The organism is Saccharopolyspora rosea, assembly GCF_025643595.1.
Taxonomy (GTDB): Bacteria; Actinomycetota; Actinomycetes; order Mycobacteriales; family Pseudonocardiaceae; genus Saccharopolyspora; species Saccharopolyspora rosea.
Genome location: NZ_CP102826.1, coordinates 5,268,047 through 5,281,598 on the forward strand (window position 1 = coordinate 5,268,047; position 13,552 = coordinate 5,281,598).

The 13,552-nt window shown below is 73.4% G+C and carries 12 protein-coding genes and 2 riboswitches; of the genes, 3 read left to right on the forward strand and 9 right to left on the reverse strand.

The window, feature by feature from the left end; all coding sequences use genetic code 11:
- Positions 1–8: 8 nt before the first annotated feature.
- Positions 9–821 (reverse strand): helix-turn-helix transcriptional regulator, encoded by an 813-nt coding sequence (locus NV263_RS24385; protein ID WP_263248950.1) that lies wholly within the window; start codon positions 819–821, stop codon positions 9–11.
- Positions 822–910: 89 nt separating this feature from the next.
- Between NV263_RS24385 and NV263_RS24390 the strand changes: the two genes are divergently transcribed.
- Positions 911–2,098 carry an MFS transporter gene (locus NV263_RS24390; RefSeq protein ID WP_263248951.1) on the forward strand — a complete coding sequence of 396 codons (1,188 nt, stop codon included), beginning with the start codon at positions 911–913 and terminating at the stop codon, positions 2,096–2,098.
- Between the two features lie 151 nt (positions 2,099–2,249).
- Here NV263_RS24390 and NV263_RS24395 read toward each other — a convergent pair whose 3' ends face one another.
- The 3 genes from NV263_RS24395 to NV263_RS24405 form a co-directional block, all read right to left on the reverse strand.
- Positions 2,250–4,298, reverse strand: a complete 2,049-nt coding sequence (locus tag NV263_RS24395) for a putative cobaltochelatase (RefSeq protein ID WP_263248952.1) — start codon at positions 4,296–4,298, stop codon at positions 2,250–2,252.
- 37 nt (positions 4,299–4,335) lie between these two features.
- Positions 4,336–4,533: riboswitch (cobalamin riboswitch) on the reverse strand.
- 48 nt (positions 4,534–4,581) lie between these two features.
- Complete coding sequence (locus tag NV263_RS24400) at positions 4,582–5,049, reverse strand: GNAT family N-acetyltransferase (protein WP_263248953.1); 468 nt, start codon at positions 5,047–5,049, stop codon at positions 4,582–4,584.
- A 518-nt stretch (positions 5,050–5,567) separates the two neighbouring features.
- Positions 5,568–6,395: a S1 family peptidase gene (locus NV263_RS24405; protein WP_263248954.1), complete on the reverse strand. Its 828-nt coding sequence runs from the start codon at positions 6,393–6,395 to the stop codon at positions 5,568–5,570.
- Positions 6,396–6,673: 278 nt separating this feature from the next.
- Here NV263_RS24405 and NV263_RS24410 point away from each other — a divergent pair, with 278 nt between their 5' ends.
- Positions 6,674–7,306, forward strand: coding sequence for a LysE family translocator (locus tag NV263_RS24410; protein ID WP_263248955.1), 633 nt, complete (start codon positions 6,674–6,676; stop codon positions 7,304–7,306).
- Positions 7,307–7,390: 84 nt separating this feature from the next.
- On the opposite strand, the gene NV263_RS24415 is transcribed toward NV263_RS24410, so the two are convergent.
- Both NV263_RS24415 and NV263_RS24420 read right to left on the reverse strand, forming a co-directional pair.
- Complete coding sequence (locus tag NV263_RS24415; protein WP_263248956.1) at positions 7,391–8,260, reverse strand: bifunctional 5,10-methylenetetrahydrofolate dehydrogenase/5,10-methenyltetrahydrofolate cyclohydrolase; 870 nt, start codon at positions 8,258–8,260, stop codon at positions 7,391–7,393.
- 25 nt (positions 8,261–8,285) lie between these two features.
- A riboswitch (ZMP/ZTP riboswitch) is annotated at positions 8,286–8,383 on the reverse strand.
- A gap of 65 nt (positions 8,384–8,448) precedes the next feature.
- Positions 8,449–9,246 (reverse strand): S1 family peptidase, encoded by a 798-nt coding sequence (locus tag NV263_RS24420; RefSeq protein WP_263248957.1) that lies wholly within the window; start codon positions 9,244–9,246, stop codon positions 8,449–8,451.
- 404 nt (positions 9,247–9,650) lie between these two features.
- Here NV263_RS24420 and NV263_RS24425 point away from each other — a divergent pair, with 404 nt between their 5' ends.
- Positions 9,651–10,820, forward strand: a complete 1,170-nt coding sequence (locus NV263_RS24425) for a 4-hydroxybenzoate 3-monooxygenase (protein ID WP_263248958.1) — start codon at positions 9,651–9,653, stop codon at positions 10,818–10,820.
- Between the two features lie 128 nt (positions 10,821–10,948).
- Here NV263_RS24425 and NV263_RS24430 read toward each other — a convergent pair whose 3' ends face one another.
- From NV263_RS24430 to NV263_RS24440, 3 genes are read right to left on the reverse strand one after another with little or no spacing between them, the layout of a single operon-like run.
- Positions 10,949–11,860, reverse strand: coding sequence for a D-isomer specific 2-hydroxyacid dehydrogenase family protein (locus tag NV263_RS24430; protein ID WP_263248959.1), 912 nt, complete (start codon positions 11,858–11,860; stop codon positions 10,949–10,951).
- Positions 11,857–12,456, reverse strand: coding sequence for a bifunctional 4-hydroxy-2-oxoglutarate aldolase/2-dehydro-3-deoxy-phosphogluconate aldolase (locus NV263_RS24435; protein ID WP_263248960.1), 600 nt, complete (start codon positions 12,454–12,456; stop codon positions 11,857–11,859). Before NV263_RS24435 ends, NV263_RS24430 begins: the two co-directional genes overlap by 4 nt.
- Before the next feature lie 6 nt (positions 12,457–12,462).
- Positions 12,463–13,416 carry a sugar kinase gene (locus NV263_RS24440; RefSeq protein ID WP_263248961.1) on the reverse strand — a complete coding sequence of 318 codons (954 nt, stop codon included), beginning with the start codon at positions 13,414–13,416 and terminating at the stop codon, positions 12,463–12,465.
- Positions 13,417–13,552: the final 136 nt, after the last annotated feature.

Consider the following 13,552-nt stretch of genomic DNA (forward strand, 5'->3'; position numbering starts at 1 on the left):
TTCCGGGCTCAACGCGTCAGCGCACGCATCCGGTCGGCCGACTCCGCGTCGGCCGGGGCCCGGGTGATGATCTGCACATCGACGTCCTCGGCGGCCAGCAGTTTCGTGGTGCGCAGCCGGAGCGCACCGACGCGCGGGTGCCGGTACTCGCGGTGCACCGGCTCGAACGCGGCGACGTCGTAGCGCTCCCACCAGCACCGGAAGTCGGCGTCGGTCTCGCGCAGACCGGCCACCACCTCGGCGAACCGGGTGTCGGTCGGTTTGCGGTCGGCCAGCGCGTGGAACTGCGCGAGCAGGTGCCGGGCGTGCACCTCCCAGTCGACCAGCAGCCGCCGCATCGGCCGCCAGCCGAACATCAGCCACAGCATGTTCCGCCGGTGCGGCGGCAGCGCCGCGAAGTCGGTGAACAGCGCCGCCTCGGCCGGGTTCCAGTCGAGGAGGTCCCAGTGGGCGTCGCGCAGGCAGGACGGCTGGGGCCAGAGCCGGGCGACGACGTCGCGCAGATGGCCGAGCTCCCGGGCCGGCCCGGACTCCGGCGGCAGCTCCCCCGCCAGCAGGTACAGGTGCCGCCGCTCCGACGCCGACATCGCCAGCGCCGCGGCCACCGCGCCGAGCACCTGCCGGGAGACGTTGATGTCGCGGCCCTGCTCCAGCCACGTGTACCAGCTGACGCTGACACCGGAGAGCTCAGCGACCTCTTCGCGCCGCAGCCCCCGCGTGCGCCGCCGCCCGACACGCGGCAGACCAACTGCCTCGGGGGTCAACCGCTCCCGCCGGGTGCGCAGGAACCGGCCGAGCGCCCGCCGCGCCGCTTCGTGCACCGCCGTCTCCTGTTACCACCGCTCCCTGGATACCGCCGGGACCATTCTCGACCATCGGCGGGGAATTCCCCGAACCGCAGGAGCCGCCGATGTCCGCTGCCCACCGACCACCGCGGGTGCTGTCCCTGGCCTCGCTGATCAGCAACTTCGACCGGTTCGCGGTGACGCCGCTGCTGGTGCTGATCGCGGCGGGGCTGGGCGTCCCGTTCGCCGCCGCGGTCACCGCGGCCAGCGGGTACTTCCTCGCCTACGGGCTGTCCCAGCCGGTGTGGGGCGTGCTGTCGGACCGGTTCGGCCGCGTCGCCCTGCTGCGCTGGACGCTGTTCGGCGCGGCGCTGGCCGGGCTCGCCTCGGCGGTCGCGCCGACGCTGCCCGCGCTGGTCGCGGCACGGCTGCTCGCGGGTGCGTGCTTCGGAGCGGTCGTCCCGACGTCGCTGACCTACGTCGGCGACACCGTGCCGCAGCCGTGGCGGCAGAGCGCGCTGTCCGACCTGATGGCGGGGATGGCCGTGGGCATGGCGCTGGCCACCGCGGTCGGCGGCGTGCTGGCGAGCCTGCTGGACTGGCGCGCGGTGTTCGCGCTGCCCGCGCTGTGCGCGGCGGGGTGCGGCGTGCTGGTGCGCGGGCTTGCCGAACCGCCGCGCGCGGGCGTCGACGGGGTCCGCGAGCACCTGAGGTCGGTGCTGACCGACCGCTGGGCGCTGCTGGTGTTCGGCCTCGGCTTCGGGGAGGGCGCGGTGCTGCTGGGCGCCCTGGCCCTGCTGGCGTCGGCGCTGGTGCGCCAGGGCGTGGACGTCGCGGTGGCCGGGCTCGCCACCGGCGCCTACGGGCTCGCCGTGCTGCTGTTCTCCCGGGTGGTGAAGAAGTTGGCCCGGCGCGTGGAGGGCTGGCAGCTCATCGCGATCGGCGGCGTCCAGCTGTTCCTCGGCTACGCGGTCGTGGCGGTGGTGGTGGCACCGGCCGCCGTGGTCGTCACCGCGTTGCTGCTCGGTGGCGCCTGGTCGTTCCTGCACTCGTCGCTGCAGAACTGGACCAGCGAGGTGGCGCCACGAGCCCGCGGCACGGCGGTGTCGCTGTTCACCGCGGCTCTGTTCCTCGGCAGCGCGGCCGCTTCGGCGGCGGCCGGACCGCTCGCGCAGCGGGGCGCCTACGGCACCGTGTTCACCGTGGCCGCGGTGGCGGCCGTGCCGCTCGCCGTGGTGGCGGCCGCGTCCCGCCGCCGCTACCAGCGCCTGTCGGCCGCGCCCCGCGCCGAGCGGCAGGGCACCGCGCAATGAAGAACCCCCGCACTCAACCGGCCTGGGGGTCACCGGGAGCGCGGGGGCACTTTCGAGGTCCACCCCTGGGGGTCAGGTGGACGGCAGTCACCGTACCAATCCGCTCGGCGGTTCCGTAGGCGCGAACTCCGATCTCGTAACCAAAACGAAATCAAGCGGCCCGGAGGTGGTCACCTCGGGCGGCACGCACGACCCCGGCGACGTTGTCCGCCGACAGTTCCTCCAACCGCAGGCAGGCGGCGTCCAGGACGGCCGCGACCCGCCCGGCCAGACCCAGCCGCACCGGGCCGTTCTCGCAGTCGACCACAACGGACGCGACGTCCAGTCCGGCGAGCAGCTCCGCCGCGCGCAGCGCGTCGTCGACGGCCCGCCGGGACCGCGATCCGCCGGAAACGCCGGAATCGACCGGAACGGTCGCTTTCCCGTCGGTGAGCAGCACCAGCAGCGCGCGGCGGCGCGGATCCCGGGTCCGCTCGGTCTGGACCACCTTGCGCGTTTTCAGCAGACCGTCGGCCAGCGGCGTCCGGCCTCCGGTGCGCAACCGCCGCATCCGCGTCGCCGCGACGTCCACAGAGGACGTCGGCGGGAGCGCCACCTCGGCCGCGTCGCCGCGGAAGGTGACCACGCCGACCTTGTCCCGCCGCTGGTAGGCGTCCCGCAGCAGGGACAGCACCGCACCGCTGACGGCCGACATCCGCTCCCGGGCGGCCATCGACCCCGAGGCGTCGACGGCGAACAGCACGAGGTTGCCCTCGCGTCCCTCCCGGACGGCGTGCCGCACGTCGTCGCGCCGCAGCACGAGCCCGGGACCGCTGCGCCCGCGCGCCGCCTGGTGCGGCGCGGCCGCGGCGAGGGTCGCCGCCAGGTGGATCCCACTGCCCTCCGAAGTGGACGGGCGGACGCTGCGACCGCTGCGCGAACGGGCCCGCGAACGCCGCCCGGGTGCGCCGTCACCGAGGCCCGGGACCTGCAACAACCGCGCCCGGAACGCCGGGGCGGGAGCGGCGGGCGGGCGCTGCGAGGGGGCCTGCCCGTTGCCGCCGTGCTCCGGCGGTTCGGCGCCCTCGCCGCCGCCGTCGGACGGGCCGTCGTCGGGCTCCGCCGGCGGCTGACCGCCACCGGGCCCGCCGTCCGGTGGGTCGTCCGGCGGGGTGTCGTCGCCGTCGGCGTGCTCGGCCGCCTCGGACAGCGCCTCCCGGAGCTGGTCGTCGTCGATGCCCGGCTCGTCGAACGGGTCGCGGCGCCGCCGGTGCGGCAGCGCCAGCCGCGCCGCGGCCTCCACGTCGGCTTCGGCGACCGCCTCGGCACCCCGCCACGCGGCGTGCGCGACGGCCGTGCGCGCCACCACCAGGTCGGCGCGCATGCCGTCGACGTCGAACGACGCGCACAGCGCGGAGATGCGCCGCACCTCCGAGTCGGGCAGCCGAACGGAGTCGACGCGCCGACGCGCGTCGGCGATGCGCCGGGCGAGTTCGGCGTCGGATTCGGCCCACTGCTCGGCGAATCCGACGGGGTCGGCCTCGAAAGCCAGCCGGCGCCGCACCACCTCGGTGCGGGTCGCGACATCGCGCGAGGCGGCGACCTGCACGGTCAGGCCGAACCGGTCGAGCAGCTGCGGGCGCAGCTCCCCCTCCTCCGGGTTCATGGTGCCCACCAGCAGGAACGACGCCGCGTGCGAGACCGACACGCCCTCGCGCTCGACGTGCGCGCGCCCCATCGCGGCGGCGTCGAGCAGCAGGTCGACGAGGTGGTCGTGCAGCAGGTTGACCTCGTCGACGTAGAGCACGCCCCGGTGCGCGGCGGCCAGCAGGCCGGGTTGGAACGCGCGGACCCCGTCGGTCAGGGCGCGTTCCAGGTCCAGCGAGCCGACCAGCCTGTCCTCGGTGGCCCCGACCGGCAGCTCGACCAGCCGCGCGGGCCGTTCGGCGACGTCGGCGCCGTCGTGCGGGCCGTCCGGGCAGCGCGGGTCGGCCTCGTGCGGAGCGCAGCCGAACCGGCAGTCGGCGACCACGTCCAGCGACGGCAGCAGCGACGCCAGCGCGCGCACCACGGTCGACTTGGCGGTGCCCTTCTCACCGCGCACCAGCACCCCGCCGATCCGCGGGTGCACCGCGTTGAGCAGCAGCGCGAGCCGGAGGTCGTCGTGCCCGACCACGGCGGTGAAGGGGAAGCGCACGTCGGCGCGCCGGGAAGCTGTCATGCCAGGTGTTCCTTCCTCGGGTCTCGGACGCCCCGGGTGTCGGGAACAAGGGGCGGCAGTGTCCTGACTCCCGGATCACCGCGTTCCTCCGGCCTTCCCAGGTCTCCCCGGTGGCTCAGGCGACCTGCTGGCCGCCCGGGAGGTCCGCTCCCCGGTCACAGTGGCGCCGACCGTGCCGGACTCGCACCGGCTTCCTGACGCACCCCTTGCTGGGACCACCGTGCATCGTCGCAGAACGCGATCTAGCGAGGAACCTGCTCGGGCGAGACGTGCGCCACCGCGCTCAGGCGCCGCCTGCCGGGTCCCGGCGCATGTCGACGTGCGGGATGTCGTCCTCCAGGTACTCCTCGCCGACCTCGACGAACCCGAAGGAGCGGTAGAAACCGGCGGCGTAGGTCTGCGCGGAGAGCACGGCGGGTGAGCGCCGCACCTCGGCGACGGCGGCGCGCATCAGCTTGCGCGCGAGCCCGAGTCCCCGCGCGCCCCGCGCGGTGCAGACCCGGCCGATGCGGAAGGTGCCGTCGGGGTCTTCGAGCAGCCGCAGGTAGCCGAGGACGTAGCCGTCGGCGGAGTCGATCCAGAAGTGCCGGGTGGTCTCCTCCAGGTCACGCCCGTCCAGCTCCGGGTAGGGGCACTGCTGCTCGCAGACGAAGACGTCGACGCGCAGGCGGAGCATGCGGTAGAAGTCGGCGGCGTCCAGGTCGGCGGTGTACGCGCGGTGGACGGAGGTCGCGAGCGGCTGGAGGGTCACCTTTCCCTGGATAGCACACGAACCCGGTCGAACTGGCATTCACCTGCGCGGAAAGTTGTTAACGCCACTCCCCTCCGCAGCGCCGCACGTTCCCGGAACGCGTGCCGGAGCCCCCGTCCGGCACTCCCCCGCGACCCGGCCACGTGACGAGAGGCGACCCGTACCGCGCCTGGGCACCTGCGGCTCCAGCCCCCGACGAGGTGACGCACCACCCCACGCGCCGAAGCCACCCGGCGAGCGCGGCGCGGCCGGACCGGATCCCACCCACCCAGCGGCGAGGGCCGGACAGCTCGCTGCGATGCCGGCCTGGAACCTCCGGAACGGCCGACGGCCCGTTCGGCACGGCCCAGCCGGGCGCCTGGTGTCCCGCCATCCGCCGGAAACCCGATGCTGTATCCACAGTGGACGACGATGCGTCGGCGCGGAGTGGAAGCGCCTCGCCCGGGAGCACCGCGTCCACGTCGACCGCTCCGGACGGACGGCCCGCGGGCACACCGGCGTTCCGCCGCCGGCCGCCGTCACAGTTGCCCTTCGACCTCCGCGGCGTACGTCGCCAGGCGGGTGTAGACGCCCGGGGTGTGCGGACGGCCGCAGCCGGTCCCGAAGGAGACGACGCCGATGAGGCGGCCATCGGCGATGAACGGGCCGCCGGAGTCGCCCGCGCACGCGTCGCGACCGCCCTCGGGGACGCCCGCGCAGTACATCGCCCGGCCGTTGAAGTTGGAGTAGGCCCGCTCGCACTCCGCGTTGTCGGCGATCGGGACGTCGACCGCGTTGAGGGTGTGCGATGCCGGGCCCGATTCGCTCGTGCGACCCCAGCCGTAGACCCGCCCCCTGGTGCCCGGCTGGTAGGCGGCCTGGTCGTCCGCACCGACGAGCGGAACCGGTTGTTGCGGCATCGGCGTGCGCAGGGTGAGCACCGCCACGTCATCGCCGTCGGAGTAGTCGCGGTAGCCGGGATGCCTCCAGACACCGGCGATTTCGCTGACGACGCCCTGCTCGGTGTTCAGATCGGCCCGCCCGCCGACCGCCCGCAGGTTCGCGACGTCGCGGTCCTCACCGGTGCGCTCGTCGACGGTGCAGTGGGCGGCGGTGATCACCTTGGTCGGCGAGACCAGGGCGCCGCCGCAGAACTGCTGCCCGTCGGCGTCGGTCAGCGCGACGACCCACGGCGCGTCGCCGACCGAGGTCCGGGCACCGCCGAGGATGCGCGGTTGGGGTTGTTCCTGGGCGTCCGCGGCGACCGGGTGCAACCCGGCGAGCGCCGTCACCGCTCCCGTCACGAACAGCCGCAGCAGCGCGCCCCCGCGAGCCGTCCCGATCCTGCGAACACCGCCACGCCCCACGTCGCGCCTCCACCACCCGCTCGACGATCTTGCCGACGGCACACCGTAGTCATCCCGATACCGAAACAACACGAGGCACAACTCACACGGCGACAGGAAAAAATTTCGTTAAGATGGGTTGTGGCGGAAAAATTTACGGCGATCGCCGGATCTGAACTTCGCTCATTCCACCTCGACCAGCCCGATGCCCGGTGCCCACCGGACGCCGGGCGTGACGAAGTGTGCCCGGACAGGTGACAGATCCGACCCGATCAAGTGATCTGCGAAGGAGGGATGTCGTGCTGCTGGACCTGACGCCGTTGCCCGCTTTCCTGCTCGCCAGCGCGGTCGTCGTGCTCACCCCCGGTGTCGACACGTTCCTGCTGCTGCGCACCTCGCTGCACGCGGGCAAGCGCCCCGGTGTGCTCGCGCTCGCCGGGATCCACAGCGCCAGCGTGCTGCAGGTGGCGTTGGTCATCTCCGGCCTGGGCGCGCTGATCACCGGACACCCGGCGGTGTTGTCCGCGCTGAAGCTGATCGGCGCCGCGTACCTGCTCTACCTGGCCGGTTCGATCCTCAGAGGACTGTGGCTGACCAGGAAGGAGTCCGCGGACGGAGCCCTGGAGCGGGCCCCGGTCGACTCCGCGAACCCGTTCGTGCGCGGTTTCCTGAGCAACATCACCAACCCGAAGATGCTGCTGTTCAGCCTCGCGTTCCTGCCGCAGTTCGTGGGCGGCTCGACGCGACCCGCGGTCCAGCTGGTGCTGCTGGGCGCGATCTTCCTCGGGCTCGCCGCGGTGTGGGAGCTGACCATCGTGCTCGCGGCGGCGCGCATCGCCGACCGGCTGCGGCACCCCCGCGTCGCCCGGTCGCTGGACGTGGTCAGCGCGGCGGCGTTCCTGACGATCTCGATCGGCCTCGTCGCCGCGTAGCGCGCAGAGCCCGGTACCGGTTGCTCGCGCACTCCCCGAGGCAGGAAGCGGCTGCGCCCGTTGCCGAGTTCGGAGACGAGGCCGTCAGCTCGTCCCGTCCGGTCCCGCCTGGCGGAACGCCGCGTCGACGGTCTGCTCCAGCAGCACGGAGATCGTCATCGGCCCGACCCCGCCCGGCACCGGTGTGATCATGCCCGCACGCTCCACCGCCTCGTCGAAGGCGACGTCCCCGACGTTGCCCGGGTTGTACCCGGCGTCGATCACGACCGCGCCCGGTTTGATCCAATCGCCGCGGACGAACTCCGGCCTGCCGACGGCCGCGACGACGATGTCGGCGGTGCGGACCGCGGACGGCAGGTCGGGCGTGCGCGAGTGGCAGGTCGTCACCGTGGCGTCCCGCGCCAGCAGCAGCGCGCTGACCGGGCGGCCCAGGATCGGACTGCGCCCGATGACGACCGCGGTGCGCCCGGCCGGGTCGACGTCGTAGGCGTCGAGCAGCCGGAGGATGCCGCCGGGCGTGCAGGAGTCGAAGCCGTCGAGTCCGAACGCCATCGCCGCGAAGGAGTGCATGGTGACGCCGTCGACGTCCTTGGCGGGGTCGATGGCCTCGAACGCGGCCCGCTCGTCGACGTGCTGCGGAACCGGGTGCTGCAACAGGATCCCGTGCACCTCGGGATCGGCCGAGAGCCCGCGGATGACGTCGATCAGCTCGCCGGTGCTGGTCGTGGCGGGCAGCGGGGTGTGCCGCGAGTCGATTCCCGCGCGACGGCACCGGTTCTGCTTCATCCGCACGTAGGTCGCCGACGCCGGGTCGTCGCCGACGAGCACGGTCGCCAGGCACGGGCGACGTCCGGTGCGCCGCTCGAACTCGGCGGCGCGGTCGGCGGTTCGGTCGACGTGGCTGCGGGCGAGGTCCGCGCCGTTCATGAGAACGGCCTGCGAGGTGTCGGTCATGGCTGGCTCCCGGAAAGCGAGGTCTCGGCTTCGCCCAGGCGCGCGGCGGATGACCGACCGGAACGGACGGCCGGGCCGCTTCCCGGTGGTGCTCCACCTGAAACGCCAGTCACGGCCCGACCGCAGGCTAGCAAACGGTCCCCGGGCGGGTGCCGGAGCGCCCGAGGGCACTCCGGCACCGCGCGCCGTCAGGACCCCAGCTGCGGCTGGAGATCGTTGAAGTAGGCGCCGACCCGCGTGTAGATGCCGGGATAGCCGGGCCGGGCGCACCCGTTGCCCGTCGAGACGATCCCGATCAGCTTGTCCCCGGCGACCAACGGCCCCCCGGAGTCGCCCTGGCAGCTGTCCATGCCGCCCTGCGGCACCCCGGCGCACACCATCGCGTCCGGCTTGTACTGCTGGTAGGCCTTCGTGCAGTCCTGGTCGCCGAACACCTGGACGTCGGCCTTGCGCAGGGTGTCCGAGGGCTCGCCGCCCTCCTGCGTCGCACCCCAGCCGTACACCTGGGTGGGCGTGCCCGGCGAGTACAGCGATGCGTCCTGCCCGGACGCCAGCGCCAACGGCTTCTCCTGCAGTTTCCGGTCCAGGGTCACGACCGCGACGTCGGCACCGGTGTCGGCGCCCTGGTACTTCGGGTGCACCCAGACGTTGCTCACCTTGGCGACGGTGCCGTCCTGGGACTGCTTGTTCTCCCGGCCCGCCACGACCTCGGCGATCTTCGGCGCGTCCCCCGTCACGCAGTGGGCAGCCGTGACGATCTTGTCGGGACGGGCGATGGTGCCACCGCAGAACTGGTTCCCCGAACCGTCGGTGAGGTAGACGACCCACGGGTGCTCCGCGATGGGTGCGGGCTGACCGCCGACGATCGGCGGCGCCTTCTCCTGGGACGGGGCGGCACCCTGGGCGCTGGCGGTCGTCGCCAGCGACAGCACCGCGGTCGCCAGCACCCCCACGACCGACCAGGTCCGACGCAGTGTGGATGACATCGCTGCTCTCCTCCCCCCGGAGCTCACCGGGTACGGTCCGCGCGACCGGCCCGTCTCCGGTTCGACAAAGTGTCCACGACAGAGAGACGCACGGCCCGGCCTCGGATACAGAGCAACGGAGACGCGCCACCCGTTCGAGCGATGAAAAACCCGGAAAAACACTCGGACGGCCCATCGCATCAGTCCACAGAGGACAGCCCGGCGCGGGGCCGGACGGGACCGTGCACCGCTCACCCGTCCAGCTGAACCCGGGCGTCGCCCGGTGGAGCGGTCGCGACCACCCGGCGTCCACCGTGGACCGGTCCGGAGGGTGTGAGCAACGGCGTGCCGCCGACCGGTTCCGCCGCCGACCGGGATGCGGAATACTCCGGCCGTTCGACCGATCCGAGCGAGGAGGACCCGCGGTGGCCCGTGCCGACGTCGTCGTCGTGGGGGCCGGACCGGCCGGACTCACCGTCGCGAACCTGCTGCGCGACCGGGGAATCGACTGCGTCCTGCTCGAACGCTGCGACCGCGCCTTCATCGAACGCCGTCCGCGCGCCGGATTCATCGAGGAATGGGCGGTTCGCGAACTCGACCGGCGCGGCCTGGCCGACCGGCTGGTGCGGGAGGCCGAGACCCAGACCACCTTCGAGTTCCGGTTCGAGGGAGCAAGGCACGTCTTCGACTACGCGGAGCTCACCGGTCGGCGCCACTTCGTCTACCCGCAGCAGAACCTCGTCACCGACCTCGTCGCGCGCTACGTCGACCGGGGCGGCGACGCGCGCTTCGCGGTCCGCGACGTGGCGCTCCACGGACTGCACACGGATTCACCATCGGTGACGTTCCTGGACGAATCCGGGAAGCGACTTCGGTTCGACTGCGACTTCGTCGCCGGGTGCGACGGCGCCCGCGGGGTCACCAGGAACCACCTGCCCGCCGATGCCATCACCCGCCACGACTACGGGATCGGCTGGCTGGCACTGCTCGCCGAAGCGCCGCCGTCGGCCGACGGCGTCGTGTTCGGCATCCACCCGCGCGGTTTCGCCGCGCACATGGCGCGGTCGTCCGAGGTCACCCGGTTCTACCTGCAATGCAGTCCCGCCGACGACATCGCGAACTGGCCCGACGAGCGGGTGTGGCGGGAACTGCGCGCCAGGCTCGGCGTTCCGGACGGCGAGCTCGTCGAAGGCGCCCTCATCGAGAAGCGGGTGCTGGACATGCACAACTACGTCGTGCAACCGATGTCGCACGGACGTCTGCACCTGGCAGGCGAGTCCGCGCACCTGGTAGCTCCGATCGCGGCCAAGGGCATGAACCTCGCGCTGCACGACGCGCTGCTGCTCGCGGACGCGCTGACCGCGCACAACCGGGGAGATCCCGGCAGGCTCGCCGGGTACTCCGACGACTGCCTGCAGATGGTCTGGCAGTACCAGGAGTTCTCCCAGTGGCTGTCGGACATCTTCCACGGCTGCCCACCGACCGATCCGTTCCGGGCGGAACTGGCGCGGGCGCGGCTGCGCAGGCTGCTCGGTTCGCGGGCGGCGGCGACCGCCTTCGCCGAGCTCTACACCGGTCGGCGCGCGTCGTTCTGAGCAGGTTCAGAGCCCGTCTTCGAACTCGTTTTGGGTGGCGGTGCCGGCTGCGAGACCACTCACCGAAAGAGAAAGCGGCTCCCGCCTCTTACCACGCCCCTTCCCGGAGCAGGGTCACAAACAGGCACTCAGTACCCGGCGGCGGGATCGACGACGCCGAGCAGCGGTTCACCGGCGAGGTGGCGCCGGACGTTCTCCTCGACGCGGCGCGCCAGCGCCGGGAGCAGCAAGGACTTCGGGTTCGCCGAGTGCGGCGAGACGAACGCCCTCGGGTGCCGGAACAGCGGGTGGCCGTCCGGCAGCGGCTCCGGGTCGGTGACGTCCAGCGCCGCTCCGCCGATCCGGCCCTCGTCGAGCGCGGCGAGCAGCGCGCCGGTGTCCACCAACGCGCCCCGGGCCACGTTGACCAGCCACGCTCCGGGCTTCATCCGGGACAGCGCGTCGGCGTCGACCAGCCGGGAGGTCTCGGCGGTCGCGGGCGCGGCGAGCACCAGGAAGTCCGCCGCGGCGAGCACTTCCCGCACGCCCGGGGCGTCGTCGGCGCGCCAGGTGCGCTCCGCTCCCTCGACCGGTCTGCCGGACCGGTTGACCGCCAGCACCCGCACGCCGAACGGCCGCAGCAGCCCGATCAGCGAACGGCCGATGCCGCCCGCCCCGAGGATGCCGACCGTCGCGCCGAAGAGGCTCGCCGCCGCCGACCGCCGTTCCCAGCGGTCGGCGCGGGCCATCACGTGCAGACCGCGCGCGCCGGTCAACATCAACCCGAGCGCATGCTCGGCGACGGTGTCGGCGTACGCACCGGCCGCCGAGGTGAACGTGACGCCGTCGCGGAGCGCTCCGGCGGCCGCCCACTCCTCGATGCCCGCCGCAGGCAGCTGCACCCATTCGAGCCCCGGGTGGTCCAGCTCGCCGAACCGCTCCGGTTCGGCCCCGTACCAGACCAGCGCCGACGCCTCCGCCGCCGGGCTCAGCCGTCCGCCCGCGGCGACGACGGCCTCCTGCAGTTCGGGCGCGGCGACCGGACCGACGTGGATGTTCACTTCTGCTCCTGGACGAGTTCGGACAGCGCGGGCAGTTGCGCGGGATCGGCCAGCGCGGAACCCACCGCGACGACCCGGGCTCCGGCGTCGAGGAACCCGGGTGCGTTGCGCGCGGTCATCCCGCCGGTGGCGACCAGCCGCAGTCCCGGGAACGGGCCGAGCATCGCGCGGAACCAACCGGTTCCCAGCTCGGCGGCGGGGAACGCCTTCAACCACGTCAGACCGAGCCGCAGGCCGTGCTGGATCTCACCGGCCGTGGCGACGCCGGGCAGGTGCGGCAGGCCCAGTTCGGCGCTCAGCCGCACCACTTCCGGGTCCAGCCCGGGCGCGACGGTGAACGCCGCGCCGGCCTGCCGCGCCACGTCCAGGTGCTCGGCGCTGACCACGGTGCCCGCGCCGACCGGCCGTCCACATCGGACTCCGGCGCGCACGGCGGCCCGCAACGACGGTTCGGCGCGCGGGGTCTCGATCGGCACCTCGACCGCGTCGATGCCCAGGTCCCAGGCCCGTTCGGCCAACTCGACGGTCCGCTGCGGGTCCATGCCGCGCAGGATCGCCATCACCGGACCGGAGAACAGTTCGTCGAAGGATTCCACCGTCGCTCACCCGAAACGCAAGTCGCGCCACTGCCGTTCGTCGCGGCCGAGCCAGCCGTCCAACACCTCGGGGCCGGGCGGCCGCGTGTGGTCCTCGGTGCTGAGCAGGCTGTGCGCGGCCAGGATGTGCCCGAGGCGCAGGCAGCGCACGACGTCCGCACCGCGCAGGACCCCGGAGAGGTACCCGGCGGCGAAGGCGTCCCCCGCACCGACCGGTTCGACGACCGCCACCTCCGGCGCGGGCACGGCGACGTGGTCGGCGCCGAACGCGTGCGCGGCGGTGCCGCCGTCCTTGACGACGAGCGCGCCGGGCCGGTCGAGCAGGGCGCGGACCTCGGCCACGTCGCGCACGCCCCACAGCGCCGCCGCCTCGTCGAGGCCGACCAGCACGACGTCGGCGAGCTGGGCGAGCTCCCGCAGGCGCGGACCGGCCTGCTCGGCGCTCCACAGCGCCGGGCGGTGGTTGACGTCGAAGGAGATCCGGCACCGCCGCTCGCGGGTCAGCAGCCAGCGGACCAGGCGGTCGCAGGTCGCCGACAGCACCGGTGTGATCCCGCTGATGTGCAGCAGGTCGACCGAGTCGAGCACGTCCTCCGGCGGGAACCCGACGTCCATCGTGGACGCCGCGGACCCCGCTCGGTAGTAGTGCACGCGGGTGCCGTCCGGCCCGGGATCCTTGAAGTAGACGCCGGTCGGGGCGTCCGGGTGCACCCGCACCAGGGAGGTGTCGACTCCGGCGGCGGCGATGTCGGCGACCAGCCGGCGCCCGAGCGGGTCGTCACCGACGCGGCTCGCCCACCCCACCCGGTGTCCCAGGGCGGCCAGGTGGACGGCCACGTTGGACTCCGCACCGCCTGCGGAGAGCGTGAACGACGTGGCCCGCTCCAGCGGGACCGGCGCGGACGGGGAGACCAGCGACATCGTCTCGCCCAGGCAGAGCACCTCCAAGCCGTCCGCCACCTTCTCCTCCTCCGCGCTCCGGGACTCCGCGGAGCCTACCGCCCGTCACTGCACATTGCACAACCTTCGTTGCACAATGCGCAATGCCCTCGCGATGCGGACCCCGCCGGGCGACTCCCCCGCCACCGCGGGTGGC